The organism is Microbacterium resistens, assembly GCF_031456305.1.
GTDB lineage: Bacteria > Actinomycetota > Actinomycetes > Actinomycetales > Microbacteriaceae > Microbacterium > Microbacterium resistens_A.
Map to the genome: position 1 here is coordinate 98,707 of NZ_JAVDUM010000002.1, position 23,149 is coordinate 121,855.

General features: G+C 71.0%; 18 protein-coding genes and 1 tRNA gene. 14 read left to right on the forward strand and 5 right to left on the reverse strand.

Annotation, left to right across the window (positions count from 1 at the left end; translation table 11 throughout):
- Positions 1-13 precede the first annotated feature (13 nt).
- The 8 genes from J2Y69_RS02530 to J2Y69_RS02565 all read left to right on the forward strand — a co-directional run bounded on the left by J2Y69_RS02530 (position 14) and on the right by J2Y69_RS02565 (position 11,791).
- Positions 14-1,330 carry an MFS transporter gene (locus tag J2Y69_RS02530; RefSeq protein ID WP_310017212.1) on the forward strand — a complete coding sequence of 439 codons (1,317 nt, stop codon included), beginning with the start codon at positions 14-16 and terminating at the stop codon, positions 1,328-1,330.
- A gap of 188 nt (positions 1,331-1,518) precedes the next feature.
- Positions 1,519-2,868: a cation:proton antiporter gene (locus tag J2Y69_RS02535; protein WP_310017214.1), complete on the forward strand. Its 1,350-nt coding sequence runs from the start codon at positions 1,519-1,521 to the stop codon at positions 2,866-2,868.
- 68 nt (positions 2,869-2,936) lie between these two features.
- Positions 2,937-3,305 carry a VOC family protein gene (locus J2Y69_RS02540; RefSeq protein WP_310017216.1) on the forward strand — a complete coding sequence of 123 codons (369 nt, stop codon included), beginning with the start codon at positions 2,937-2,939 and terminating at the stop codon, positions 3,303-3,305.
- Positions 3,306-3,417: 112 nt separating this feature from the next.
- Positions 3,418-5,766 carry an FtsX-like permease family protein gene (locus J2Y69_RS02545; protein WP_310017218.1) on the forward strand — a complete coding sequence of 783 codons (2,349 nt, stop codon included), beginning with the start codon at positions 3,418-3,420 and terminating at the stop codon, positions 5,764-5,766.
- Positions 5,763-8,531, forward strand: coding sequence for an ABC transporter permease (locus J2Y69_RS02550; RefSeq protein ID WP_310017220.1), 2,769 nt, complete (start codon positions 5,763-5,765; stop codon positions 8,529-8,531). The genes J2Y69_RS02545 and J2Y69_RS02550 overlap by 4 nt, the downstream gene beginning before the upstream one ends.
- A gap of 4 nt (positions 8,532-8,535) precedes the next feature.
- Entirely contained in the window at positions 8,536-9,522 is a 987-nt protein-coding gene (locus J2Y69_RS02555; protein WP_310017222.1) for an ABC transporter ATP-binding protein, read from the forward strand.
- Positions 9,519-10,226: an ABC transporter ATP-binding protein gene (locus J2Y69_RS02560; protein WP_310017223.1), complete on the forward strand. Its 708-nt coding sequence runs from the start codon at positions 9,519-9,521 to the stop codon at positions 10,224-10,226. Before J2Y69_RS02555 ends, J2Y69_RS02560 begins: the two co-directional genes overlap by 4 nt.
- An 89-nt stretch (positions 10,227-10,315) precedes the next feature.
- Positions 10,316-11,791 carry a glycosyltransferase gene (locus J2Y69_RS02565; protein WP_310017224.1) on the forward strand — a complete coding sequence of 492 codons (1,476 nt, stop codon included), beginning with the start codon at positions 10,316-10,318 and terminating at the stop codon, positions 11,789-11,791.
- Positions 11,792-11,813: 22 nt separating this feature from the next.
- Here the strand turns inward: J2Y69_RS02565 and J2Y69_RS02570 are convergent, their stop codons facing one another.
- The gene (locus tag J2Y69_RS02570) at positions 11,814-12,341 is read right to left on the reverse strand and encodes an Lrp/AsnC family transcriptional regulator (protein WP_310017225.1); all 528 of its coding nucleotides are present in this window, start codon (positions 12,339-12,341) and stop codon (positions 11,814-11,816) included.
- Positions 12,342-12,429: 88 nt separating this feature from the next.
- Between J2Y69_RS02570 and J2Y69_RS02575 the strand changes: the two genes are divergently transcribed.
- Entirely contained in the window at positions 12,430-13,686 is a 1,257-nt protein-coding gene (locus tag J2Y69_RS02575; RefSeq protein WP_310017227.1) for a trans-sulfuration enzyme family protein, read from the forward strand.
- A 67-nt stretch (positions 13,687-13,753) separates the two neighbouring features.
- On the opposite strand, the gene J2Y69_RS02580 is transcribed toward J2Y69_RS02575, so the two are convergent.
- Positions 13,754-14,902: a PQQ-dependent sugar dehydrogenase gene (locus J2Y69_RS02580; RefSeq protein ID WP_310017229.1), complete on the reverse strand. Its 1,149-nt coding sequence runs from the start codon at positions 14,900-14,902 to the stop codon at positions 13,754-13,756.
- A gap of 130 nt (positions 14,903-15,032) precedes the next feature.
- Here J2Y69_RS02580 and pepN point away from each other — a divergent pair, with 130 nt between their 5' ends.
- Positions 15,033-17,531, forward strand: coding sequence for an aminopeptidase N (gene pepN / locus J2Y69_RS02585; RefSeq protein WP_310017230.1), 2,499 nt, complete (start codon positions 15,033-15,035; stop codon positions 17,529-17,531).
- Positions 17,532-17,601: 70 nt separating this feature from the next.
- Here the strand turns inward: pepN and J2Y69_RS02590 are convergent, their stop codons facing one another.
- Together J2Y69_RS02590 and J2Y69_RS02595 are read right to left on the reverse strand one after the other, a co-directional pair.
- Positions 17,602-18,510: an aminoglycoside phosphotransferase family protein gene (locus J2Y69_RS02590; protein WP_310017232.1), complete on the reverse strand. Its 909-nt coding sequence runs from the start codon at positions 18,508-18,510 to the stop codon at positions 17,602-17,604.
- Positions 18,511-19,149, reverse strand: a complete 639-nt coding sequence (locus J2Y69_RS02595; RefSeq protein WP_310017234.1) for an MBL fold metallo-hydrolase — start codon at positions 19,147-19,149, stop codon at positions 18,511-18,513. It lies immediately after the preceding gene.
- Positions 19,150-19,293: 144 nt separating this feature from the next.
- Here J2Y69_RS02595 and J2Y69_RS02600 point away from each other — a divergent pair.
- From J2Y69_RS02600 to J2Y69_RS02615, 4 genes are all read left to right on the forward strand, one after another.
- Positions 19,294-19,369 (forward strand) — tRNA-Glu (locus J2Y69_RS02600).
- Positions 19,370-19,584: 215 nt separating this feature from the next.
- Positions 19,585-20,142: a hypothetical protein gene (locus J2Y69_RS02605; protein WP_310017236.1), complete on the forward strand. Its 558-nt coding sequence runs from the start codon at positions 19,585-19,587 to the stop codon at positions 20,140-20,142.
- Between the two features lie 241 nt (positions 20,143-20,383).
- A complete protein-coding gene (locus tag J2Y69_RS02610; RefSeq protein WP_310017238.1) occupies positions 20,384-20,950 on the forward strand; it encodes a hypothetical protein in 567 nt (188 codons plus the stop codon).
- Positions 20,951-21,193: 243 nt separating this feature from the next.
- Positions 21,194-21,601, forward strand: coding sequence for a DUF6578 domain-containing protein (locus tag J2Y69_RS02615; protein ID WP_310017240.1), 408 nt, complete (start codon positions 21,194-21,196; stop codon positions 21,599-21,601).
- Positions 21,602-21,606: 5 nt separating this feature from the next.
- Here the strand turns inward: J2Y69_RS02615 and J2Y69_RS02620 are convergent, their stop codons facing one another.
- Complete coding sequence (locus tag J2Y69_RS02620; RefSeq protein ID WP_310017242.1) at positions 21,607-23,139, reverse strand: SDR family NAD(P)-dependent oxidoreductase; 1,533 nt, start codon at positions 23,137-23,139, stop codon at positions 21,607-21,609.
- Between the last annotated feature and the right edge of the window lie 10 nt (positions 23,140-23,149).

Here is a 23,149-nt window from a genome sequence, read left to right on the forward strand (position 1 = left end):
GGACCTGACAACGATGTCCGGAACGCCCCCGATCCCCGCGGAACCGCTCGTTCCCGCGGATGCGCCGATCACCGAGACCACCTTCGTGCGCACCGCCTCCGGCAACGACGATCCGCCCCCGCCCGTCAAGGGGCTCGGCCGACTGCTCGGCTGGATCATCCCCGCCAACCTGGGCATCTTCCTCATCTGGGGCGCGGTTCCCGGGATCCTGCTCCCGCAGCAGGTGACCCTCGCCCTGGGGGAGCAGGACAAGGTACCGAACCTCACGATCGTGGCCACGATCGGCGCCTTCGCCGCGATGATCGCCCAGCCCCTCGCCGGCCAGATCTCCGACCGCACCCGCTCCCGGTTCGGGCGACGGGCGCCCTGGATGATCGTCGGCGTCCTCGCGGGCGGTCTCGCCCTCATCGGGCTGGCCTTCGCCGACACCCTGATCGGGATCGTGCTGGCCTGGACCCTGGTCCAGATCGCCTACAACTTCGCCCAGGGCCCGCTGTCGGCCGTCATGCCCGACCGTGTCCCGCTCAGCCGGCGGGGGACGTTTGCGGCTCTCTCCGGGATCGGGCTCATGGTGGGCTCCCTCGGCGGCCAGATCATCGGCTCGCTCTTCTTCAACAGCATCACCGCCGGCTACATGGTGTTCGCCGCGTTCGCTCTCGTCATCACCACCCTCTTCATCGTGTTCAACCCGGACCACTCCAGCGAGCGCATCCCGGTGGAGCCGTTCTCGTTGGGGGCGTTCCTGCGCACGTTCTGGGTCAACCCGATCGCCCACCCCGACTTCTTCTGGGCCTTCCTCGGGCGTCTGCTGCTCTTCACCGGGTTCTTCGTGGTGACCGGGTACCAGCTGTTCCTGCTGACCGACTACTTCCACGTCGCCCATCCGGAGACGGTGATCCCGCTGCTCGGGCTCGTCAGCATCGCGGGGATCCTGATCTCCACGATCGTCTCCGGCCCGCTCTCCGATCGTCTCGGACGACGCAAGCCCTTCGTGTTCGCGTCCTCGGTGGTCACCGGCCTCGCGTTCATCGTGCCCTGGGTCGCACCCACGTTCGAGGCGTGGATGGTCATGACCTTCGTCGCGGGACTCGGCTTCGGCATGTTCCAGGCCGTCGACACCGCCCTCATGAGCGAGGTCCTGCCCTCGGCGAAGTCGTTCGCGAAGGATCTGGGCGTGGTGAACATCGCGGCCACCCTGCCGCAGACCCTGGCCCCAGCAGTCGCGGGTGTGATCGTGCAGGTCGTCGGCTTTCAGGGGCTCTTCCCCGTCGGGATCGCGCTGTCGGTCCTGGGGGCCTTCGCCGTCTGGCCGATCAGGTCGACCCGCTGATCCCGCAGCCCTGCCCGGAGGAGCCTCGTCTCCGCCGGGCAGGGCTGTTCCCGTGGCGTGCTGTGCCGTGCCTGTGCCCGCGCGGTGCTGTCGCGCGCGGGCGGGCCCGCATTGGACCTGAGGGGCGGACCGTGCAGACTTGACCCGTCGCGCGTCGTGGGGCGCGGCCTCGGCGTAAGGGGCAACGGATGTCGATCATCATCCTCGTGGGGTTCGCGGCGATCACCCTGTGGTCGCTGGTCGCCCATCGTTTCGAGCGCAGCGGGGTGGCAGGTCCCGCGGCGCTCGCCGCAGTGGGCGCGCTGATCGTCCTCGTCGACGTGCCCGGGTTCGAGGAGGCCATCGACAGCAGCGTCGCCCTCCACGTCGTCGAGCTGGTCCTCGCCGTGCTGCTGTTCGTCGACGCGTGCGAGGTGAAGGGCGGCGTGTTCGGCGGGGAGGGGCGCATGCTCTCCCGGCTCGTGCTGATCGCGCTCCCGCTCTCGCTGATCCTCGTCGTGCTGTCGGGGCTCCTGCTGCTCCCCGAGCTCAACGCCGCCGTCCTGTTCGTCGTCGCCTGCGTCATCATGCCGACCGATTTCGCGCCAGCGGTGGCGCTGCTGCGCTCCCCGCGGATCCCGCCCAGGGTGCGGCAGATCCTCAACGTCGAGAGCGGGTACAACGACGGTCTGATCTCGCCGCTCTTCGGCATGTCGCTCGCGGTCGTCGTCGCCCTCCCCGCTCTCGCGGAGGTCCTCGAGTACGGCTCCACCGCGACCGAGGCCGAGGAGGACGGGCTGATGAGGAACATCGCCGACTTCCTCATCGCCTTCCTCGGCGCGGTCCCCGCGACCGTGCTGGCGATCGGCGTCGGCGCGGCTCTCGGCGGTGTGCTGGGCCTGCTCACGCGGTGGGCGGCCGAACGCGGGTACACGAGGGCGTCTGGCATCCGCTACGTCATGCTCCTCACGCCGCTCCTCGCCTTCGGTCTTGCGACGGGGCTTCCCGCGATGACGATCCCCGGCTTCACCGCGAACGGTTTCGTCGCCGCGTTCGTCGCCGGGGTGGTGTTCCGCTTCGCCCGGACACGGGGGAGCGAGGAGCGCTCGATCGCCCATGAGGAGCTCATGCTCGTCGAGGAGGCGGGGACGCTCTCGGCGAACTTCGTCTGGTTCATCCTCGGCGGGGCGGCGACGTCGGTGATCGCGCGGGGAGTCGATCTGAGGCTGCTGCTGATCGCTGCTCTCGCGCTCACGCTGTTCCGGGTCCTGCCGGTGCTCCTCGCGATGCTCGGCTCCTCCGTGTCGGTGCCGGACCGGATGCTCATCGGGTTCATCGGGCCGAGGGGGACGGCGACGATCGTCTTCGGGCTGATGGCGTTCAACAAGCTGCCCAACGAGAACGGGCTCAGCTATCAGGTCCTCACCGTCATGGTGCTGACGGTCGTCGGGAGCATCCTGCTGCACGGTGTCGCCGCGCCCCTCGTCCTCCGGAAGACCCGGTTCAGTGTCGGCGGGGCGCCGCGGCGGGCATCGGGCATCGTGCGGGACGAGGTGTAGCGCGGCTTTCGGACGCCGTCTGCCGCGCGTCGGTGGACGTGGGACGTCAGGCTTGCTTGGCTGGGAGGATGCGAGTCGAACGCGTGGTCCCGAATCTCACCGTCGCCGACCTGCAGGAAGCCGTGAGCGTCCACTCCAGCCTCCTCGGGATGCGGGTGGTGATGGATCACGGGTGGATCGTGACGCTCGCCGACACGGAGGGGCATCAGCTGAGCCTGATGACCTCGGATGCGACCGGACCGGTGAACCCCGACGTGTCCGTGTTCGTCGACGACGTCCGCGCCGCCTACGCCAGGGCGCAGGACACGGAAGGCGTGGAGATCGTCCATCCGCTCTGTGACGAGGACTGGGGTGTGACGCGCTTCTTCTACCGAGACGGATCCGGTCGCGTGGTCAACGTGGGAACGCACACCCGCCGGAGTCGCCGCAGGTCCTGACGCGTCGCCGCGTTGCGGGAACGGCGCCGACGGTTCAGGATGTTCAGCAGTGCGCGACGCGGCGGCCGGGTCGGAACGGCCGGCTCCCGTGGCGCATCGACGGATGAGGACGATGACGTTTGCGATGAGGCGCGGGGCCGTGCAGGCCGGTCGTCTCGTGCTCGTCGCACTGCTGTGCGCGATCGCGGTCATGGGGATCGGCGGCGTCGACGCGATGGCGGGACGCCTCATCGATGACGGCGTCCGGGAGGTGTATCGCGAGGCGGAGCCGTCTGCGCGCACCGTCTCCGTGGTCGCGGCGCGTGCCCCCGACGATGAGGACCAGGAGCGGAGCGTCCTCGCGGCGATCGACGAGGCGTTCGGAGGAGCGGACGTCGACATCGCGAGGCAGGTCACCAACGAGATCTCCGCCGGCAACCCGGATGCGGTGCGACTCCTCAGCGACGATCGGATCCCCGAGCTCGCCCGGCTCACCGAGGGACGGTGGCCCGAGCGGCCGGGGGAGGTGGCCGTCCCGGAGGCGGCCGCGACGATCCGGGGATGGCGGATCGACGGATCCGTCCCGCTCGGAACGGGCGCGACGCCGGCGACGGTGGTGGGGGTGTGGGCTCCGCTCGACCCCGCGGACCCGGCCTGGAACGGCGACCCCGGTGCGGCATCCGGCGAGACGGACGGTGCGGCGGGGCCCGTCGTGGTCTCGGCGGCGGGGATGGCGGAGCTCCGGTCGACGCCCACGGTGACCTGGACGGTCACCCCGCGCACGGTCGCCGCGGACGATCTCCCCGTCCTCCGCGATGCGCTCGTCTCGCTCGCCGCGCTGCCGGAGGCCGTGGATCCGCAAAACCAGCGCAGCACCCGGATCGCGGGAGGTCTCGCCGAGACCGTCGATCGTGCGGCACGAGCGGTGCAGGGGACTCGAGGACTGCTCGTCGTCCCGATCGTCTTCATCGGCACCCTCGGGGTGATCGCCCTCGGCGTCGTGCTCGGCTCCCTCGTCACGGCACGGCGTGAGGAGCTCTTCCTGCTGAGCTCCCGTGGCGCGTCGCCCGTCCGTCTCGCGGGCCATGCCGCCGTCGAGTCCGCCGTCGCCGCGGCCGCGGGCACGGCGATCGCGTTCACGGTGCTCCTCCTCTCGACCGGGATCGGCTCGGCCGCCCTGCTCGCGGGCGCCGGCGCGGTGGTGATCGCGGCCGGGATCGCGGGGATCGCCACCCGCCGTGCGTCGACGACGGGGGAGCGGCGGCGCGGCGATGCCGGGCGGCGTGCCACCGCAGCGCTCCTCCTGCCCTTCCTGCTCCTCGTCATCGCTGCGGCGTTCAGCGTGTGGCAGCTGCGGGCGACGGGTTCCTTCATCCGTCCGGACGGAACCGCGGATCCGCTCGCGGCCTCGGCGCCCGCACTGACCCTGATCGCGGCCTGCGCGCTAGCGCCCCTCCTCGTCGGGCCCCTGGCCGCGGGCGGCGAGCGCCTCGCCCGGCGCGGGCGGGGCATCATCCCGGTCCTTCCGCTGCGACAGATCGCCCGGCGGGTCGGATCGGCGACGACCGCCGTCCTCTGCCTCGCCCTCGCCGCGGGGGTCGCGAGCCTCGCGGCCGCGGCGCCGGGGATCACAGCCGCGGTCGAAAGGGAACAGCTCCGCGGCGCCCTCGGCGCGGACGTCAGGGTGGTGTACGCGGGGACGAGTGGGGAACGCATCGATCCGGCGAGGGCCGCCGCGCTCGCCGGGGCGTCCGGCGCGTCGGAGGCGGTGCATCGCCCGCTCGCCATCGGATCCGAGAACGTCGATCTCGTCGCGGCGGCACCGGACGCCCTCGGCCTCGACGAGCACGGCCGGCGCGCGCTGGAGGCGCCGGTCGAGGACGGCGAGGTCGCGGCGGTGGTGACCTCCGCGCTCGCCGACCGCCTGGGCGCGAGGGCGGGGACGGTCGCCACCGCCCTCCTTCGCACCTCGTCGCTCACCCTGTCGATCCGGGTCGTCGACATCGTCCCTGCGCTCCCCGGGATCGGGACCGCTCCCGGTGTCGCCGTCTCGGACGAGGCACTCGCGGCTCTCGCGGGCAAGAAGCTCCCCGCCGACGAGCTCTGGATCCGCACGGCGTCGCCGGCGCAGACCGCGGACGCGGTGCGAGGGGTCCTGAAGACCCCCGCTCGCGTGCTGACCCCGGGCGCGGTGAGCACGCTCCCGATCACCGGGACGGCGGGTCTCCTCCTCTGGGCCGGCGCAGGAGCCGCCGCCCTGCTCGCGGTGCTCGGCTTCGCTGCGGCCGTCACCGAGGCATCGGCGCGGCGGCGTTCCGAGGCGATCCCGCTGCGTTCCCTGGGCATGGACAGGGCGCGGCAGCGATCGGCCCGCGTCGCGGAGATCGTGACCATCGCGGTGCTCGCCGTCGTGATCGGGACCGTCGCTGGGCTCGCCGTCGCGCCCCTCGTCCTCCCTCCGCTCCTGGGAGCGTCGACATGAGCGGACAGGGACGGCTGGGACACCAGGGACGGCAGGGGCATCCGAGTCCCGTCGCGGGCCGTGCGCCGGGGACCGCGACGGTCGTGCTCCGCGCGGTCTCCACCGCGCCGTGGCTCTCAGCCATGCTCGTGCTCGTCGCCGCGGTGCTGTCCTTCCTCGGCGCGGCGGCCCCGACGCTCCTGCACGAGGGACGCACCGCGACCGTGCGGCATGAGATCGATCGGCTCCCGGAGCAGCTGCGCTCGCCGCTGGCCTCCGTCGATGCGCTTCCTCGTTTCGATGAGCCGTCCGACGCCGGGAGCGGCGTCTGGGCGTCGGCGCTCGCGGAGGCCGAGGACGCTCGCCGCGCGCTGCCCGAGCCGTTGCGGGGCCGGCTCGCCGAGCCTCGGATGATCGCGACCACCGCGTATGTGCCGAGTATCTCCGAGACCGCGGCGCCGAAGAACCGCGTGGCGCTGATCGCCGATCCGGGGTTCGAAGCCCGCTCGACCGTCACGCAGGGGCGACCGCCGCGCCCCACCCCGCTCCAGGACGGGGTCGAGGTTCTCCTCGCCGAGCCCGTAGCTGAGGCGCTGCGGTGGCGGGTCGGAGAGGCGAGACGCCTCGGCGACGTCGAGGTGCGCGTCACGGGACTCTTCACGGCGAACGGCGCGGTGAACGGCGCGGCGAACGGCGCGATGAACGGTGAGGGGGCCGCCGATTGGGCGTTCATCGGCGGATCCCTCGCGCCGCAGACCGAGGTCACCAAGGACGGCGAGCTCATCCTGCTCGGGGCGGCCTTCACGGCGAGGGACGAGGCGCCCGCGTTCGCGGGGTTCGCGGATCAGGTGGGGACCGAGGCGTGGATGCCGTTCGACCATGCCGGACTCGACGCCGATGAGGCGGCCACCGTGGCGCAGCAGCTGCGCCTGTTCGCCGCGACGCCGGTGTCGCTGAGCACCGATACGGATCATCTCTACCACCAGCAGGAGCTGGTCTACGGGACGGCCGTCCCCGACGCGATCGACGAGGGGGTCTCCCGAGGGCTTGCGATGACGGCGGTGGTGACGGTCGTCGCGGTCGGGCCGATCGCCGTCGCCGCGGTCGCCCTCGCGCTCGCGGCACGGATGCTCGCCCTGCGCCGCGTCGGCACGGCACGGCTCATGCAGGCCAGGGGCGCGTCGACCCGTCGGCTCACGGCTCTCCTCGGCGGCGAGGGGCTCGTCCTCGGGGCGTTGGGGGCAGCGCTCGGAACGGGTGCCGCCGCGATCGTGCCCGGCGGGGACGGGCTCCTGTCGCTCCTCGTCCCCGCGCTCCTCGCGCTGGTCCCCGCCACGGTGCTGCCGGTGAGCGCCCTGAGCGATGCGCGGAGCAGGGAACGGCGCGATCTCGGCGGCATGAGCGCGGGCGCGCGCTGGCGCAGAGTCGCCGTCGAGGGGGCGGTGCTCGTCGTGACCGCTGCTCTCGTTGCGGCGCTGCTCGCCCGCGGCGGAGGAGCGGGCGGTCCGGACCCGCTCCTGATGGCACTGCCGATCCTGCTGGCCGCGAGCTGCGGAGTGCTCGCTCTCCGCGTGCTCCCGCCGATCCTCCGGCTCGTCGAGCAGCGTGGCGCGCGGAGCCCCGGGCTGCTGCCCCTGCTCGGCCCCGCCCGCGCCCGTCGCGATCCCGTGGTCCGCACCGCGCCGGTGCTGGCGGTCGTGGCGGGGATCGGCGTGGCCGTCTTCTCCGTCGCGTTCGCGGCCACGGTCGCCACCGGGATCGTGCGGAGCGCGAACGCCTCGACCGGTGCCGACCTGCGCGTCGATGTCGGGTACGTCGCCACGGAGCAGGAGGAGCGCATCGCGGAGATCCCCGGAGTGCGTGCCGTCGCGGCGCTCGCCGCCGACACGACCGCCGAGGTGAAGGTCGGCGGCGCGCGATCCGAGCGGATCCGGGTCTATGTGATCGACGCATCCGCGTTCGCGCAGGTCCAAGAGGGGATGGACGGGGCGCTGCCGCTGTCCGAGGCCCTGGACGACGACGGCGATGATGTGCCGGTCCTGGTGTCGGACACGCTGCACGACGCCCTCGGCGGCGCGGCGGCCTTCGAGGTCGACGGGGAGCCGGTGCGGACCGTCGGAGTGGCGCCGGCCCAGAACCCCTTCGGCAGCGCGGAACGATGGGTGATCCTCGACCGGGCGAACGCCGAGCGGTTGGGCGTCCGGCTGACCGCGACCTCGCAGCTCTACCTCGCGCTGACACCGGGGACCGATTCGGCATCGGTCGCGGCGGCGGTGCACGACCTGCTCGGTGCGGAGGTCGCGACGAGCGTTCCGAGGGATGCATCGGCCGCTCTCGCCGATGACCCCGCCTATGCGCTCGTGCAGGCGGCGCTGATCGCGGCGAGCACGATCGTCGCGCTGCTCCTCGCCTTCGCGGTCGGTGCGACGCTGGTGCTGGGGGCTCCGGCGCGGGGGCGACTGCTGGCGCTCCTGAGGACGGCGGGATACCCGCGGCGCGGCGAGCTGCCGATGGTGGCGTGGGAGGTGGGGCCGGCGCTGCTCATCGCGCTCCCCTTCGGCGCGCTCGCCGGCGCGGCGATGTCACTCCTCGTGATCGGCGGGATCGATCTGCGGGGTTTCACGGGAGGGACGTCTCAGCCGACGGTCGCCTGGGGCGGCTGGTGGCAGCCTGCCGTGGTGGTCGGGTTCGTCCTCGTCGTGCTCGTCGCGATCGTGGTGGCGACGGTGTTCGCTGCCCGGTTCGGGGCGTCGGGGGCGGTTCGGGACGTGGACGAGGAAGGATGACGGCATGACCGACGCGGACATCTTCTGTGAGGGGGTCGTGCGGATCTTCACAGCGCAGGGAGTGGAGGTCCAGGCGCTCCAAGGCCTGGACCTCCGGATGACGGCGGGGGAGATGGTGGCGCTCGTCGGCGCTTCGGGATCCGGGAAGTCGACGCTGCTGGGGATCCTCGCAGGCCTCGATGCGCCGACCGCGGGCACGGCGCGCGTCGCGGGACACGACCTGGCCGCGATGAAGGGCCCGGAGCGGGTCGGCTATCGACGGCGCAGCGTCGGGTTCGTCTGGCAGCAGTCGGGCCGCAACCTGCTCCCGTATCTGTCGGCGCGCGAGAACATCGCGATGGCGCACTCGGTCGCGGGCGTCGTGCCCCGGGCCGAACGCGGTCCGGTCGGCGATGCGCTCCTGGAGCTCCTCGACGTCGCCGACGTCGCCCGCCTCCGCCCGGCCGAGCTCTCCGGCGGGCAGAAGCAGCGCGTCGCGATCGCCGTCGCCCTCGCGAACAGGCCGCGCGTGCTGCTCGCCGACGAGCCGACGGGGGAGCTCGACGAGCAGACCAGCGCCGAGGTGCTCGGTGCGATGGAGACCGTGAACCGGGAGCGAGGGGTGACCACGCTGATCGTGACGCACGATGTGAGCGTCTCGGAGCACGTCGGCCGCACGATCCGCATCCGGGACGGTCGGACCTCCGCAGAGACGCTGCGCAGCACGCACACGGACGGGGAGGGACGGGCGGTGCGGATCGCCGAGGAGTACGCCGTGCTCGACCGCGCCGGCCGCATGCAGCTCCCTGCGGAGTTCGTCGCGACGCTGGACCTGCGCGACCGGGTCCGTCTCGCGCTGGAGCCGGACCACGTCCGGGTCGAGCCGGGCAACGGACGCGCTGCGACGCCCGTTCACGGTGGTTCTGGTGATCCTGGTGACTCCGGTGATTCTGGTGATTCTGGTGGCCCTGGTGATTCTGGCGATTCTGATGATGGGGAGGGCGGGCGATGACGGTGATCCTTCGGGCCGAGGACCTCTCGCGGACGTATCCCGCGGCCGGCGGTGACGTCGTGGCCGTGCGTCACGCGAGTCTGGAGGTGTCCGCCGGGGAGCTGGTCGTGGTCACCGGCCGCTCCGGGTCGGGGAAGACGACGCTGCTGACCATGCTCGGCGGGCTCGACCGGCCGACCGCCGGGCGGGTCCTGGTCGACGGCGCGGACCTCGCCGACCCCGCGACCGACGTGACGGCGATGCTCGGGGAGCGGGTGGCGTCGATCTTCCAGACCGCCGGCCTCCTGCCGATCCTGTCCGCCGCGGAGAACGTGGAGGTCCCGCTGCGGATCCGGCGCGTGGATCCCGGCGAGCGCATGCGCCGCGTCCGGGACGCGTTGGCGGCGGTAGGGCTGGAGGAGCAGGCGATGCAGCGACCCGGCGAGCTTTCCGGAGGACAGCAGCAGCGCGTCGGGATCGCGCGGGCGGTGGTCATGGATCCCGGCCTGCTGCTCGCCGACGAACCCACGGCCCAGCTGGACAGCGAGACGGGCGCGCAGATTATGGACCTCCTGGCCCGCCTGGTGCACGAGCGGGGGACGGCCGCGGTCGTCGCGACCCACGACGCGGCGATGCTCGCCCGCGCCGATCGCATCCTCGAGCTCCACGACGGCGTGCTGCGCCCTCGTGAAGCGCCCCGGGCGACTGAGCCCCTGCGCGACTGAGCCCTCGACCGCCTGAGCCCCCGTCCGCCTGAGGGGAACCCCTGACACCTGTCCGCCCCGGTTCAGGGCGATCCCGTACGCTCGGTTCAATGCGACAGGCCTCCTCCCCGCTGCCCCCAGGGCGGCATCTCGCGCTGACCTGGGGCATCCCCGAGAACTATGGCGGGATGACGGCTGCGATGCTCCACCGGAGCCGCGCGTTCGTGCGGCTGGGCGGTGTGACGGTCGACGTGCTGACCGTCGATGACCGTCCGGACTATCCGGGGCTCGAGGCCCGTATGCGGGAGTCCGGCGAACTCATCGACGGCATGGCGATCCGCAACGTCTGGGACGACCTCCGCGAGCAGGCGCCTGCGGCGGCGGGCCGTCCGGTCCAGGCCGACGCCCCGCTCGATCCGGAGGAGGGCGACGTACTCGCGCGGGACGGCGGGACGGTGCTCCTTCGTGAGCGCCGGTCCGCCGACGGCGCGCTGATCGCGGCCGACCGCTTCCGCCGCGACGGGTCGCTGCTGGCGACCGATCGTGTCGTGCAGGGCAAGCGGCGCATCGTCGCATACGACGAGGACGGAGCCCCAGTGCGCGACTGGGCGTCGAGCTGGAAGCTGTTCCGCTGGTGGCTCGACCGTGTCACCGGACGGTCGGCGAGCTTCCTCATCGCGGACTCCAAGACCGCGGCGCGCTTCATCGCCGGATACCGGCGAGAGAACGTGGTGACCGTGCATCTCGTGCACGGCGGTCATCGCAACGGCGACCGAACGGGCACGCTCCGCGCGTCCCGCGAGTTCGCGCTGCGGCGCGCGGCGGACTTCGACGCGGTCGTGCTGCTCACGAACCGGCAGCGGGACGAGTTCATCGCCGACGGCCTCGCGACCGGGGCGAACGTGAAGGTGATCCCGAACGGCGTCGCGCTCGACGTCGGGAGGAGCGGCGCGCGCGAGCGGGGAGCAGGCGTCATGCTGGCGTCCCTGACCGATCGCAAGCGGGTCGAGCACGCGGCGCTCGCCGCCGCCGAGGCGCTCGTGGCCGACGAGCGGATCCGTCTCGACGTCTACGGGGAGGGTGAGCGGGAGCAGAGCGTCCGCGAGACCATCCGTGAGAAGGGCGCCGAGGAGCGGATCGTGCTGCGGGGCTTCGCCCCCGACGCCCGGCGCCGGTTCGAGGGCGCGGACTTCAGCCTGCTCACCTCGACGTCGGAGGGGCTGCCGCTGGTCCTCGCCGAGGCGATGGCGGCAGGATGCCTGCCGATCGCCTACGACATCCGGTACGGTCCGGCCGATCTCATCAGCGACGGCGTCGACGGCTACCTCGTTCCGGACGGTGACGTCTCGGCGATGGCGGCGCGGATCGTCGACCTGCAACGGCTGCCGGAGGCCCGCGTTGAGGAGATGAGGGTCGCGGCACGGGAACGGGCGCAGGACTTCTCCGACGAGGCGGTGACGAGGACGTGGGGGCGCGAGCTCTCCGCGGCACTGGACTCCAAGCGGATGATCGCCGTGCGGGGGAAGAGCTTCCTGGTGCGCCTGCGCCGCAGGCTGGGGGTCCTCCGGCGCCGACTCCGGGGCTGAATCGGGCGCGCCCGGGTGACGGCTATGGGCGCGGCGACCTCGGGAGGATTCCCACCCCTTCGCGCAGCTCGAAGACGAGCTGCGTCTCGGTCGCCCTGACCACGTCGTGAACGGTGATGTGCTCCAGGACGATGTCGCGCAGAGCCGTGGCGTCGGCGACCGCGACGTGCACGAGGAAGTCGTCGGCCCCGGCGATGTGGAAGACCTGGATCACGTCCGGTGTGCGCTGGAGCATCGCGAAGAGCGACTCGACGCCGTCCCTGCTGTGGTTCGCGAGCCGGACGCGGATCATCGCCTGCACCGGGCGCCCGAGGGCTGCGGGATCCAGCTGGACCCGGAGCCCTGCGATGACGCCACGCTCGCGGAGGAGGCGCAGTCGGTAGGCGAAGGTGGACTCCGCCGTCCCCGTGGCCCTCGCCAGCTCCTTGATCGTGGCCTCGGGGCGCTCGGCGAATGCCCCGAGGACGCGCAGATCGAGATCGTCGAGCGCGGCGACGGCGGGCGGGCGCTCTTGTGCGGGAATCAACGCGACCATCTCCCTGCGGATCATTACTGCCGAAATCACAGAATATCGCCCGTTTCCTGCGTTGACAGCAGAAGATCTGGAAGTCCTTTGCGTGACGAGGGAGAGTGTCGGGATGAGCGACTACGACATCCCCGTCTTCGACGATCGCGGCTCGCCGCTGGCCGGGCTGCACGGCGACACGCTCGCGGTGCATGCGGGACGCACGGACTTCGCCGCGCTCGGCGTGCACGCCGCGCCCATCGACCTCTCCTCGACCAATCCGCTGCCCGACATCGAGCACGGCGGGGACTCCTACGAGTCGATGGCGACGGGCGGTCGTCCGCTCCCGGAGGGCGGGCACGTCTACGCCCGGCTCTGGAACCCGACCGTTGCCCGCTTCGAGGAGGCGCTGGCGCTGCTCGAACACGCCGAGACCGCCGTGGCCTTCGGCTCCGGCATGGCGGCGATGACCGCCGCTCTCCTCTCGCACGCGAACGGCGCGGGGAAGAAGCACGTCGTCGCGGTGCGCCCGCTCTACGGCGGCACCGATCATCTGCTGGACTCCGGGCTGCTCGGGACCGAGACGACCTTCTGCCACGAGGGCGAGGTCGCCCGGAGCATCCGTCCCGACACCGGTCTCGTCGTGCTGGAGACGCCGGCCAACCCGACGCTTGATCTCGTGGACATCGCCGGGGTCGTCCGGCAGGCCGGAGGAGTCCCGGTGCTGGTGGACAACACCTTCGCGACCCCTCTCCTGCAGAACCCGTTGGACCTCGGCGCCGCGATGTCGTTGCACAGCGCGACGAAGTACATCGGCGGCCACGGTGACGTCATCGCCGGGGTCATCGCCTGCTCCGAGGAGACGGCTGTCGCCCTCCGCGGCGTCCGCGCGATCACCGGAGCCGTGCTGCATCCGCTCGGCGCCTATCTGCTGCACCGCGGGCTGGCGACCCTGCCTGTCCGTCTGCGCGCGCAGCAGGAGAGCGCCAGACGGGTCGCGGAATGGCTGGGCGCCCAGGACGCGGTCACCGAGGTGTTCTATCCGGGGTCGCACGACGAGCGGGGGCTCATCGGTCGCCAGATGCGCGGGCCCGGCGCCATGGTCGCCTTCCGGCTCCGTGGCGGGTACGCAGCGGCCTCGGCGGCGACCAGCGCCGTGCGGCTCTTCACCCACGCGGTCTCGCTCGGCGGAGTCGATTCCCTCATCCAGCATCCCGCCGCGCTCACGCACCGTCCCGTCGCCGCGGAAGCACGGCCCGGCGCCGACATCCTGCGTCTGTCGATCGGGCTCGAGGAGGTCGACGACCTTCTCGACGACCTCCGACGAGCGCTGGATCAGGCGGAGGCGGCCGCCCCGGGCAAGGACGCGGAGGCGCTCCTGCGGGGGTGAGGCGCTTCTCCGCTCCTGGGTGAGGAATTCTCCTGGGCCGAGCGCCGATTGCAGCCGGTCGGGTCCGTCAGGGCGTCGGGCTCAGGGGGATCGACAGCAGCCGGTCGTCGCCCTCGGCGGGCGAGCCGCGGCCGTCGGTGTTGTTGGTGAGGATCCAGAGCGTGCCGTCCGGGGCGAGGAGGGCTGTGCGGATCCGCCCCAGCGCGCCGTCGAGGTAGACGCGCTCCGCGCCCGGGTCCGCGATCGGCACCGCGCGGAGGGACGAGCCGCGGAGATTGGCGAGGATCAGTGAGCCGCCCGCCACCGCGATTCCGCTCGGACTGGCGTCCGATGGCGCCCACTGCGCGATCGGGTCGATGAAACCGTCGACGCCCGACATGCCCTCGGCCTCCGGCCAGCCGTAGTTTCCGCCGGGGATGACCTCGTTGAGCTCGTCCCAGGTGTCCTGTCCGAACTCCGAGGCGAACATCCGGCCGTCGGCCGCCCAGGCGATCCCCTGGACGTTCCGGTGCCCGAGGCTGAAGACCGCCGATCCGGGGAACGGGTTGTCGGAGGGGAGGCCGCCGTCGAGTGTGAGACGCAGGATCTTTCCGGCCTGCGAGGCCGGATCCTGGGCGGCCGCGCGATCGCCGGCATCGCCGACGGATACGTAGAGCATCCCGTCCGGCCCGATGGCGAGCTGTCCGCCGTTGTGGTTGCGCGCCGAAGGCAGCCCGCCGATGAGGGTCTCCGGAGCGCCGGGGGTCGTCCCGGAGGCGTCGAGAGGGAACCGCTGCACCCGGTTGCCCTGCGGACCGGTCGAGTAGGCGTAGAGCCGCCCGGTCCCGTCGAGGGTGAGGCCCAGGAGACCTCCTTCGCCACCATGTACGACATCGTCGACGCGGATGAGCTCGGTGAGCCCACCGTCGGCGGAGAGACGCAGGATGCGGCCGGTGTCGCGTTCCCCGATCAGCGTGAACCCGTCGCCGAATGCCAGGCCCCACGGCGCCTCCAGCCCTCGGGCGAGCTCCGACGGAGCACCCGACGGCCGGAGGGGCGCGGCATCCGGCGGCGACATGGTCGTCGGTGCCCCGCTCGATGTCGGGATCGAGGAGCGGGCCGGGGAGGGCGAGTCGGTCGTGTCGGGGGAGGGGGAGCCGCAGCCGACCGAGATCGGGACGAGCGCGAGGAGCATCGCGACCGCGAACAGGGCGGTCCGGCGGGGTCGTGCGCGCATGTCGTCCTCCTTCCCGTGCTCTAAGCCTTCCTGGTGCTTCGAGCCTTGCACGGAGCGGTCCGCGGCGCACCCCTCTCGGCCAGGGAGTCCCACGGCCGGGAGCGGCCGCGGCCCGTGAAACGATGGAGGGATGACGACCGCGAACCTCACCAGGGAAGAGACCGCCGCGCGATCCGCGGCGGTGACCGCCCAGCGCATCCGTGTCGAGCTCGACCTGACCGGGGCGCCCGACGGGGAGCGCACCGGCTTCCCGTCGACGACCACGCTGGAGTTCGCGGCCGAGACCGACGAGACCTGGCTCGACTTCCTGGGCGAAGAGGTACGTCGGGTGCTGGTGAACGGCGTCGAGCAGGAGGTGCGCTGGGACGGCGCCCGGATCGCGGTATCGGGCCTCGGCGCGCAGAACACCGTCATAGTGGAGGCCGTCGGCCGCTACAGCCGGTCCGGAGAGGGGCTGCACCGCTTCGTCGACCCGGTGGACGGCGAGACCTATCTCTACACGCAGTACGAGCCCGCCGACTCCCGCCGGGTGATGGCCTGCTTCGAGCAGCCCGACATGAAGGCCGCCTACACGTTCTCGATCCGCGCCCCTCGTGGCTGGCGGGTGCTGTCGAACCAGAGCCCGGTCTCGACCTCGGAGAGCGACGACGCGCAGTCGGTGGAGTTCGCGCCGACCCTGCCGATCTCCAGCTACATCACCTGCGTCGCGGCAGGCCCGTACCACCGTGTCGATGCGGAGTGGCGGCGCGGTGATCTCATCGTGCCCCTGGGCGTCCTGTGCCGAGCGTCCCTCGCTCCGCACCTGGATGCGGACGAGATCGTCGAGCTCACCGCACAGGGGCTCGACTTCTTCGCCGACGCGTTCGCCTTCCCGTATCCGTGGGGCAAGTACGACCAGATCTTCGTGCCCGAGTACAACCTCGGCGCGATGGAGAATCCCGGTCTCGTGACCTTCACCGAGGCCTACGTCTTCCGTGGCGCGGCGACCAGGGCTCAGCACCAGGCGCGCGCCAACACGCTTCTCCACGAGATGGCGCACATGTGGTTCGGCGACCTCGTCACGATGAGGTGGTGGGACGACCTCTGGCTGAAGGAGTCCTTCGCCGACTACATGGGGTCGCACGCCTCGGTCGCCGCCACCGGGTTCATCGAGGCATGGGTCGCCTTCGCGAACCGTCGCAAGGCCTGGGCCTACACGCAGGATCAACTGCCGACCACGCATCCGATCGTCGCCGACATCCCGGATCTCGAGGCGGCCAAGCTCAACTTCGACGGCATCACCTATGCGAAGGGCGCCGCCGTCCTGAAGCAGCTCGTCGCGTTCGTCGGCGAGGACGCGTTCTTCGAGGGTGCGCGGCGCTACTTCGCCCGGCACGCGTTCGGCAACACCACGCTCGAAGACCTGCTGGTCGAGCTGGAGGAGGCCTCGGGGAGGGACGTGCGCGGATGGTCGCGCGCGTGGCTGGAGACGACCGGGGTGACGACGCTCTCACTGGAGCGTGCGGACGGGCAGGACGGATCGGCCGTGCTCGTCCAGTCCGAGCCGCGTCCGCATCGGCTGCAGGTCGGTCTCTACGACCTCCGCGACGGCGTGCTCTCCCTGCGCGAGCGCGTCCCCGTGGACCTGATCGATGCGCGGACCCCGGTGGACCTGGCCCCGGCCGACCTGACGCTCGTCAACGACTCCGACCTCACCTACGCGAAGGTGCGGCTGGATGACCGGTCGCTCGACGCGGTCGAGGAGGCGCTGTCGGGCATCGCCGATCCGCTGGCCAGGGCGCTCGTCTGGTCGGCGCTCTGGAACGCGACGCGCGACGGCGAGCTCCCCGCCGCTCGCTACCTCCGGATCGCCCGGCGTCATGCCCCCGCGGAGTCCGACAGCGCCCTTCTCGGCGGGGTGCTGCTGAACGCGGCCTTCGCCGTGGAGCACTTCGTGCCCGAGGAGGAGCGCGAGGCGCAGCGCAGGGAGTGGACCGAGTCGACGTGGACTGCGCTGACGACGGCCTCGCCGGCGAGCGATGCCCAGCTCATCTGGGCCCGCGCCTTCGCGGCGGCCTCCGGGTTCGACGACGCGCGGCATGCCGAGCTCGGCGGAATGCTCGCAGGCGAAGCTCCGGAGGGGCTGCCGCTCGACCCTGATCTGCGATGGACGCTGCTGACGGCCCTCGTGGCGACCGGCCACGCGACAGCGGCCGATGTGGACGCGGAGCTCGCCCGCGACCGCACCGCCAGCGGACGCACCGCCTCGATCGGCGCGATGGCATCCCGCCCCGCGGCGGATGTGAGGGCCGCCGCCTGGGCGGCCGCGTGGACCGACGAGACGCTCAGCAACGACCACCTCGACGCCGTGATCGACGGCTTCCGTGCTGGTGGGCGTCGCGACCTCATTGCGGGGTTCGATGCGGAGTACTTCGATCGGATCCGGGATGCGTGGTCTCGCCGGAGCATCGAGCTCGCGCAGCGGCTCGTGATCGGTCTCTTCCCGGAGGCCGGGAGCACCGCTGCGGTCGACGCCTGGCTGGCGGGGAACGAGGACGCCCCGGCGTCGCTCCGACGGCTGGTGATCGAGCAGCGCGATCATCTCTCCCGCGCGCTGAGCGTTCGGGCGGGTCAACCCAGGCAGGCCTGACGCGACCGGCGACTCTCGATCCGCGACTTTCGATCCGCGACGCCCGCACCGGCAAACTCCGGCGTCGGTCTCAGTCCTCTGCGACGGTGCCGACCAGCTCGATGGCGGCGGTCTCGCCGATCGCCGCCATCGCCGGCCGGTCGTCGCTGCGGGCGAGGAGGATGAGGGTGACGGCGGCGGCCCAGGCTCGCGCGCGCCGCCAGGCGTCGGCGTCGTACTGGCCGGCGAAGGCCGACCGGAACTCCGCCCGTCCTGCAGCGTCGAAGCCGAGCCAGGAGATCGCGAGGTCGTAGGCCGGGTCGCCGGCGGTGACGTCGCCGAAATCGACGAGGGCCGCCAGTCGAGGGCCCGCGACGACGATGTTCGCCGGGTGCAGGTCGCCGTGGATCCAGATGGGCGCGCCGGCGTGCGGTGCGGCGTCGAGACCCTCGTCCCAGCACGCGAGGAGGGCGGCCGCCAGTCGCGGGCGGTCGAGTGCGACCAGTCCTGCGTTCTCCCGCATCGCGTCGTCGCGGAGCGCGAGCGGCACGCCGCGCACGGGATTGACCGGGTGGTCGGGCGAGGCCTCCACGTGGAGCGCGAGGAGCGTTCGTCCGAGGGACTGCGCCCAGTCCCGGCGTTCGGCCTGCGGTTGCCGATCCGCGGAGATGCCCTCGGCCCAGGCCACGACCGACCACGGCCACGGGAAGCCGGCGGCGGGTCGGCCGGCCCGCACCGGTCGTGGTGTGGCGACGCCGAGAGGGGCGAGGCGGTCGTCGATCTCTGGCAGCCACCGCTGCTCGTGCTCGATCAGCTCTGCCGCGACGGCCCGCCGGGGGATCCGTACGGCAAGGTCCTCGCCGAGGCGCCAGACCGCGTTGTCCCAGCCCTCCGCGACCAGGCGCAGCGGGAGGTCGGCGAGATCGGGTGCCGAGGCGCGGAGGAGGTCACGGATCCCGTCCTCGTCGAGGGCGATCTCGGCGGCGGGTGAATCCGCCACTCAGACCTCCAGCTCGTCGCCCGGCTCGAGGACGAAGAACTCGCCCCCGCCCTGCTCGGTCGCCCAGCGCAGTCGCTGCCGGTGCATCTCCTTGCCGATGACGGAGAGGGTCATGTCGTGCGTGCCGAAGGCTCGGCGGGGCGCGACGGCCAGGACGAAGTCCATCGCCTCGCCGATCTTCAGCCACGGTGCGCCGAGCGGTGCGGCGAGCGTGCCGACGGCGACCCCTTCGGGCACCGTGTACGAGTCGCCGGGGTAGTACAGCTCGTCGTCCACGAGGACGCCCAGGTTCTCGATCGTCGGGAGCGAGGAGTGGATGACCGCATGGGGCCCGCCGAAGAAGCGGAGCGAGAATGCTCCGGCCGACACCGTGTCACCCGGAGCGACCACGGTGACGTCGCGCTCCGAGACGGCGCGGGCGACGCCCGCTGTCGTGAAGATCGGAACTCCGGGCGAGGCGCGCAGGATTCGGTCGAGATGCTCCGGGGTCCAGTGATCAGGGTGCTCGTGCGTGATCACGACGCCGGCGAGATCGCCGAGGTCATCGAGGGGGAGCGTGAACGATCCCGGGTCGACGAGCAGCGTCTGCCGGTGGTCGTCGATGCGGAGGGCGGCGTGTTCGTGCTTGGTGACGCGCATGAGAAGAGTCAACTCCGTCGCCTCCGTTCGGGCAACATCGCCACGACACTCCCGGCGGGAAAGCGAAGGCGGCAGCGATTTGGCGAGCACGGAGGCACATGTCATACTTGAACGGTTGTCGCGAGGCGAAAGCCCCGCGAAGACGGCCCCATCGTATAGCGGCCTAGTACGTCGCCCTCTCACGGCGGTAACGCGGGTTCGAATCCCGCTGGGGTCACCAACACAAGAAAACCCCCGCTCAGGCGGGGGTTTTCCTGTTTCCAGAAGCTACACGTCGAGAGTCGCCGGACGACATGTTCTTCAGGACCGGTCTCGCCCGAGCGTTGGGGGACTGATGAGCAGCTTGGGTACAGAGACTCCAGCGATGCTGACAACTTCTGCGAAGGAGCATGGAGTTTCAATCCACTGTCGACAGGGCAAGCTAGATTGCTAGCCATGTCAAACAGTGACCGGATGCTCCATGCTTCGGCGGCTGGTCTGGCCCTCGTAGGCGCTTTGACCGGTTGCGCCCCGACAACGAGCGATCCAGATGTGACGACGGCCCATGCTGTGACGAGCACGCCGAGCCCAACCCCGACCGGTGCCAGCGGTTTGGAGTCAGATGAGGATCCGAAATACCTGTGGTTCACCACCAACGCGGGGAGGATGGGGATTCCTGTTGACTCCGATGGCGATGGACCGTGCGTGTCGAACTCTGCGATCGCCGTCACGAAAGCTGAAGAGAGCGATCCATATACCGCAGCGCTGCTGGGTGAGATGCAGGACACCGGTCCTCGTGTCGGTGCGTCAGGGACGACGACCGTTGACGCCGAGGGGCACCTCTCTACGTACACAGTTGCGGAGAACGACAGCATCTCAGGGATCAACGACCGTTTCTGCACCAGCGGTATCGGCAGCATTGAAAAGAGGCCAGGCTGGACGGTTCAACCCAGGGATGTGCTGACGCTTCGCCCCGATCCGACCGCTCCCGTGACTCCGATCTACGAACGCTGACTGCATCATCCAAGAACGTCCATCAGCCAATTGCTCCATACCGAGGACACGAAAGAAATTGAGTTGGATCGGAACAATCTGAGCACGGCCGCCGCCGCAGGCAAGTCGGTGTTCACGACAGCTTGGGGATCCCTTGCTGCCACTCTCCTGGCCGACGTGCCGCTGCCAACGAGTGATGTGACTGCAACGCAGATCGGGCTAGCGTTCTCTGATGCGCTGAAGACGCTCGGGGGACTGTGACGTGAACGACCCGGCCGCCCCGAAGGTTCAGCACCGTGCCGTCTGGGCGGCACGGTGCGCCGCGGTCATCCTGCTTGCCGTCGGTTGCAGCATCTCCATCGCGCACACCCTTGGCATACGGATGTTCGCGCTGGTGCAGCCCACGGAGAACCTCCTAGCGGAGTGGAGCTACTTCGCCGCGTTCGTTCTGATCATTGCCGGACTGGTACTGATCGCGAGGATTCCGGACTCGTCGTGGCTGTCGCTGTGGGCTGCGATCGTCGTAGGCGTTGCCGGAGCTGCGCTCACAGCCTATGTGGGATTCCTGATGATGTTCGGACTGCTCTACGCCACGAACCCGCTGACTTACCTGTATGCGGCCGCCATACTTTTCATTGCGGTTGCACCGCTCCTATCGGGCTTCCTGGGATTGCTGCTCATCAGATGGAATGCCAGTAGGTCATCTGAGGTTCGCGTGCGGACAGCCTTGGTCGCCTCCGGGGGAGTAGCGGTATTGACGATCATTGCCCTGATAACCTGCCGCTTCGTGTTGAACCCTGTAATTTACGGGGCGGTTGGCGGCAGCTGACACCGCCGAGTTCCGAAAAGCGCCTTGCGGGTCGGCGTACCCGAGTTCGTTCTCCGTCGTCGTGGTGAGCACACGGCGTTCTGCACGCAACCAGGCGGCGCTGGGGAATGCGCTCACGTCGGGTATACCCGAGGAGATGTTGAGCAGCTGCTCTGTCTCAGCAGAGCGCGGCTTGGATACCGGCAGAAAGGTAGGTCGAGCCGGGGTAGGCGATGACTCGATGGCGGTTCGTAGACTCGGCGTATGCGGATCGAGGTGGTGGTGAAGCGATGGGAGCAGGCATGCTGCGGCGCGGCGTTCCGTGTCGGGGACGATGTGATCTGGAACCTGCTCGCCGCCGACCCGGCCTCGACAACGCCCGGCGGGCTCTCACGCTTCGAGGAGGAGCACCACGATCAGACGCCTGATGATGTGCCGCACTGGGAGGTCACCGGCACGGTTCGCTCCATTCGAGGCGTCTCGTATCCACGGATACCGGTGAGGGCTGAGCGGCGGTCATTCACACTCGACACCGCGCACCCGGCTACGACCCCTCTCTCAGAGGTCGAGGAGGCATCGGGCGCGGGGCTCTCCAAGTACTGGGTGGAGCTCGACGTCGCCGATGAGTGCGAACTTCCGCCGTTCGTGTCGAGCGACTCCGTGCGCGAGTAGTCCGCTCACCACGGGCTGGGCTCGTAGTCCTTCAGGAACACGCCGTGCACGTCGTCGCCCGCCTCGCCCCGCACGATCGGGTCGTACACACGAGCGGCGCCGTCGACGAGATCGAGCGGGGCGTGGAAGCCCTCCTCCGCCAGGCGCACCTTCGTGTAGTGCGGGCGCTCGTCGGTGATCCAGCCGGTGTCGACGGCGGTCATCAGGATGCCGTCCTTCTCGAGCATCTCGCCCGCGCTGGTGCGGGTCAGCATGTTGAGCGCGGCCTTGGCCATGTTGGTGTGCGGATGCCCCGGCCCCTTGTAGCGGCGGGAGAACTGCCCCTCCATCGCCGACACGTTCACCACGTACTTGCGGTGCGCGTCGGAGGCGGCCATCGAGGCGCGCAGGCGGCTGATCAGCAGGAAGGGCGCCGTCGTGTTCGCGAGCTGGACCTCGAGCATCTCGAGCGGATCGACCTGCTCGATCGACTGCACCCAGCTGTTGACCCTGTTCACATCGGGCACGAGCCCGCCGGCGTCGATGGCCGTGCCGTCAGCGTGCTTCTCGAGCGACGACGATCCCGGCGCCATCGCCACCCGGGCGAGATCCTCGGCGGTGAGCGCCTGTCCGCCCTGCTCGGCGACCGTGCCGCCGAGCGCCGCGACCGACAGCAGCGGGTGGGCGTCGACGGATGCCTGCAGCGCCTGCGGGTGGGGGTCGGCGGTGTGCCCGAAGGTCTCCATCTCGGGGAGGGGGCCGTCGGGGAGCGGGTGCAGCTCGGCGTCCGCCAGCAGCGAGTACGAACCCGGCGACCGGCGCACGGTCTGCGCGGCGTTGTTGATGAGGATGTCGAGCGGCCCCTGGGCGGCGACCGAGTCGGCGAGGCCGATCACCTGGGCCGGGTCGCGCAGATCGATGCCGACGACCCGCAGGCGGTGCAGCCATTCGGCCGAGTCGGGCAGCGCCGAGAAGCGACGAACGGCATCGCGGGGGAAGCGGGTCGTGATGGTGGTGTGGGCTCCGTCGCGCAGCAGACGCAGCGCGATGTGCATGCCGATCTTCGCGCGGCCCCCCGTGAGCAGGGCGCGCTTGCCGCTGAGGTCGGTGCGGGCGTTGCGCTTGCCGTGGCTGAAGCGGGCGCAGTCCGGGCAGAGCTGATGGTAGAAGGCATCGACGATCGTGTAGGGCTGCTTGCAGATGTAGCAGTTGCGCGGCTTGATCAGCTCTCCCGCGATCGGCGCCTCCGAGCTGGTGGTCAGATCGACGCCGCGCGTCTCGTCGTCGATGCGGTCGGGAGCGCCGGTGGCGGTCCGGGCGACGACGGCCCTGTCGGCATCGGCGATCGCGTCACGGATCTCCCTGCGGCGCACGCGCTTGGCGGCCTTGAACATCGCGGCTGTCGCCCGGCGCACGGCGATGAAGTCCGGATGCGCTTTGTTGATCTCGTGCAATTCCGCGAGCACGCGCAGAGTGGTGGCGAGATCGGTGGGGTCGATGCCGGCGCCGAGGTCGGAGCCTTCGTTGTTCTGGGGCTCGTCGAAGGGCTCGTCGGTCATTGTGCCGATT

What these genes read in the sequence shown, in the direction of transcription:
- J2Y69_RS02555 (WP_310017222.1), top strand. Translation starts at nt 8,536, where the DNA reads ATGACCGACGCGGACATCTTCTGTGAGGGGGTCGTGCGGATCTTCACA.
- J2Y69_RS02620 (WP_310017242.1), bottom strand. Translation starts at nt 23,139, where the DNA reads ATGACCGACGAGCCCTTCGACGAGCCCCAGAACAACGAAGGCTCCGAC.
- J2Y69_RS02570 (WP_310017225.1), bottom strand. Translation starts at nt 12,341, where the DNA reads ATGATCCGCAGGGAGATGGTCGCGTTGATTCCCGCACAAGAGCGCCCG.
- J2Y69_RS02605 (WP_310017236.1), top strand. Translation starts at nt 19,585, where the DNA reads ATGTCAAACAGTGACCGGATGCTCCATGCTTCGGCGGCTGGTCTGGCC.
- pepN (WP_310017230.1), top strand. Translation starts at nt 15,033, where the DNA reads ATGACGACCGCGAACCTCACCAGGGAAGAGACCGCCGCGCGATCCGCG.
- J2Y69_RS02545 (WP_310017218.1), top strand. Translation starts at nt 3,418, where the DNA reads ATGACGTTTGCGATGAGGCGCGGGGCCGTGCAGGCCGGTCGTCTCGTG.
- J2Y69_RS02580 (WP_310017229.1), bottom strand. Translation starts at nt 14,902, where the DNA reads ATGCGCGCACGACCCCGCCGGACCGCCCTGTTCGCGGTCGCGATGCTC.
- J2Y69_RS02565 (WP_310017224.1), top strand. Translation starts at nt 10,316, where the DNA reads ATGCGACAGGCCTCCTCCCCGCTGCCCCCAGGGCGGCATCTCGCGCTG.
- J2Y69_RS02615 (WP_310017240.1), top strand. Translation starts at nt 21,194, where the DNA reads ATGCGGATCGAGGTGGTGGTGAAGCGATGGGAGCAGGCATGCTGCGGC.
- J2Y69_RS02535 (WP_310017214.1), top strand. Translation starts at nt 1,519, where the DNA reads ATGTCGATCATCATCCTCGTGGGGTTCGCGGCGATCACCCTGTGGTCG.
- J2Y69_RS02550 (WP_310017220.1), top strand. Translation starts at nt 5,763, where the DNA reads ATGAGCGGACAGGGACGGCTGGGACACCAGGGACGGCAGGGGCATCCG.
- J2Y69_RS02575 (WP_310017227.1), top strand. Translation starts at nt 12,430, where the DNA reads ATGAGCGACTACGACATCCCCGTCTTCGACGATCGCGGCTCGCCGCTG.
- J2Y69_RS02560 (WP_310017223.1), top strand. Translation starts at nt 9,519, where the DNA reads ATGACGGTGATCCTTCGGGCCGAGGACCTCTCGCGGACGTATCCCGCG.
- J2Y69_RS02595 (WP_310017234.1), bottom strand. Translation starts at nt 19,149, where the DNA reads ATGCGCGTCACCAAGCACGAACACGCCGCCCTCCGCATCGACGACCAC.
- J2Y69_RS02530 (WP_310017212.1), top strand. Translation starts at nt 14, where the DNA reads ATGTCCGGAACGCCCCCGATCCCCGCGGAACCGCTCGTTCCCGCGGAT.
- J2Y69_RS02540 (WP_310017216.1), top strand. Translation starts at nt 2,937, where the DNA reads ATGCGAGTCGAACGCGTGGTCCCGAATCTCACCGTCGCCGACCTGCAG.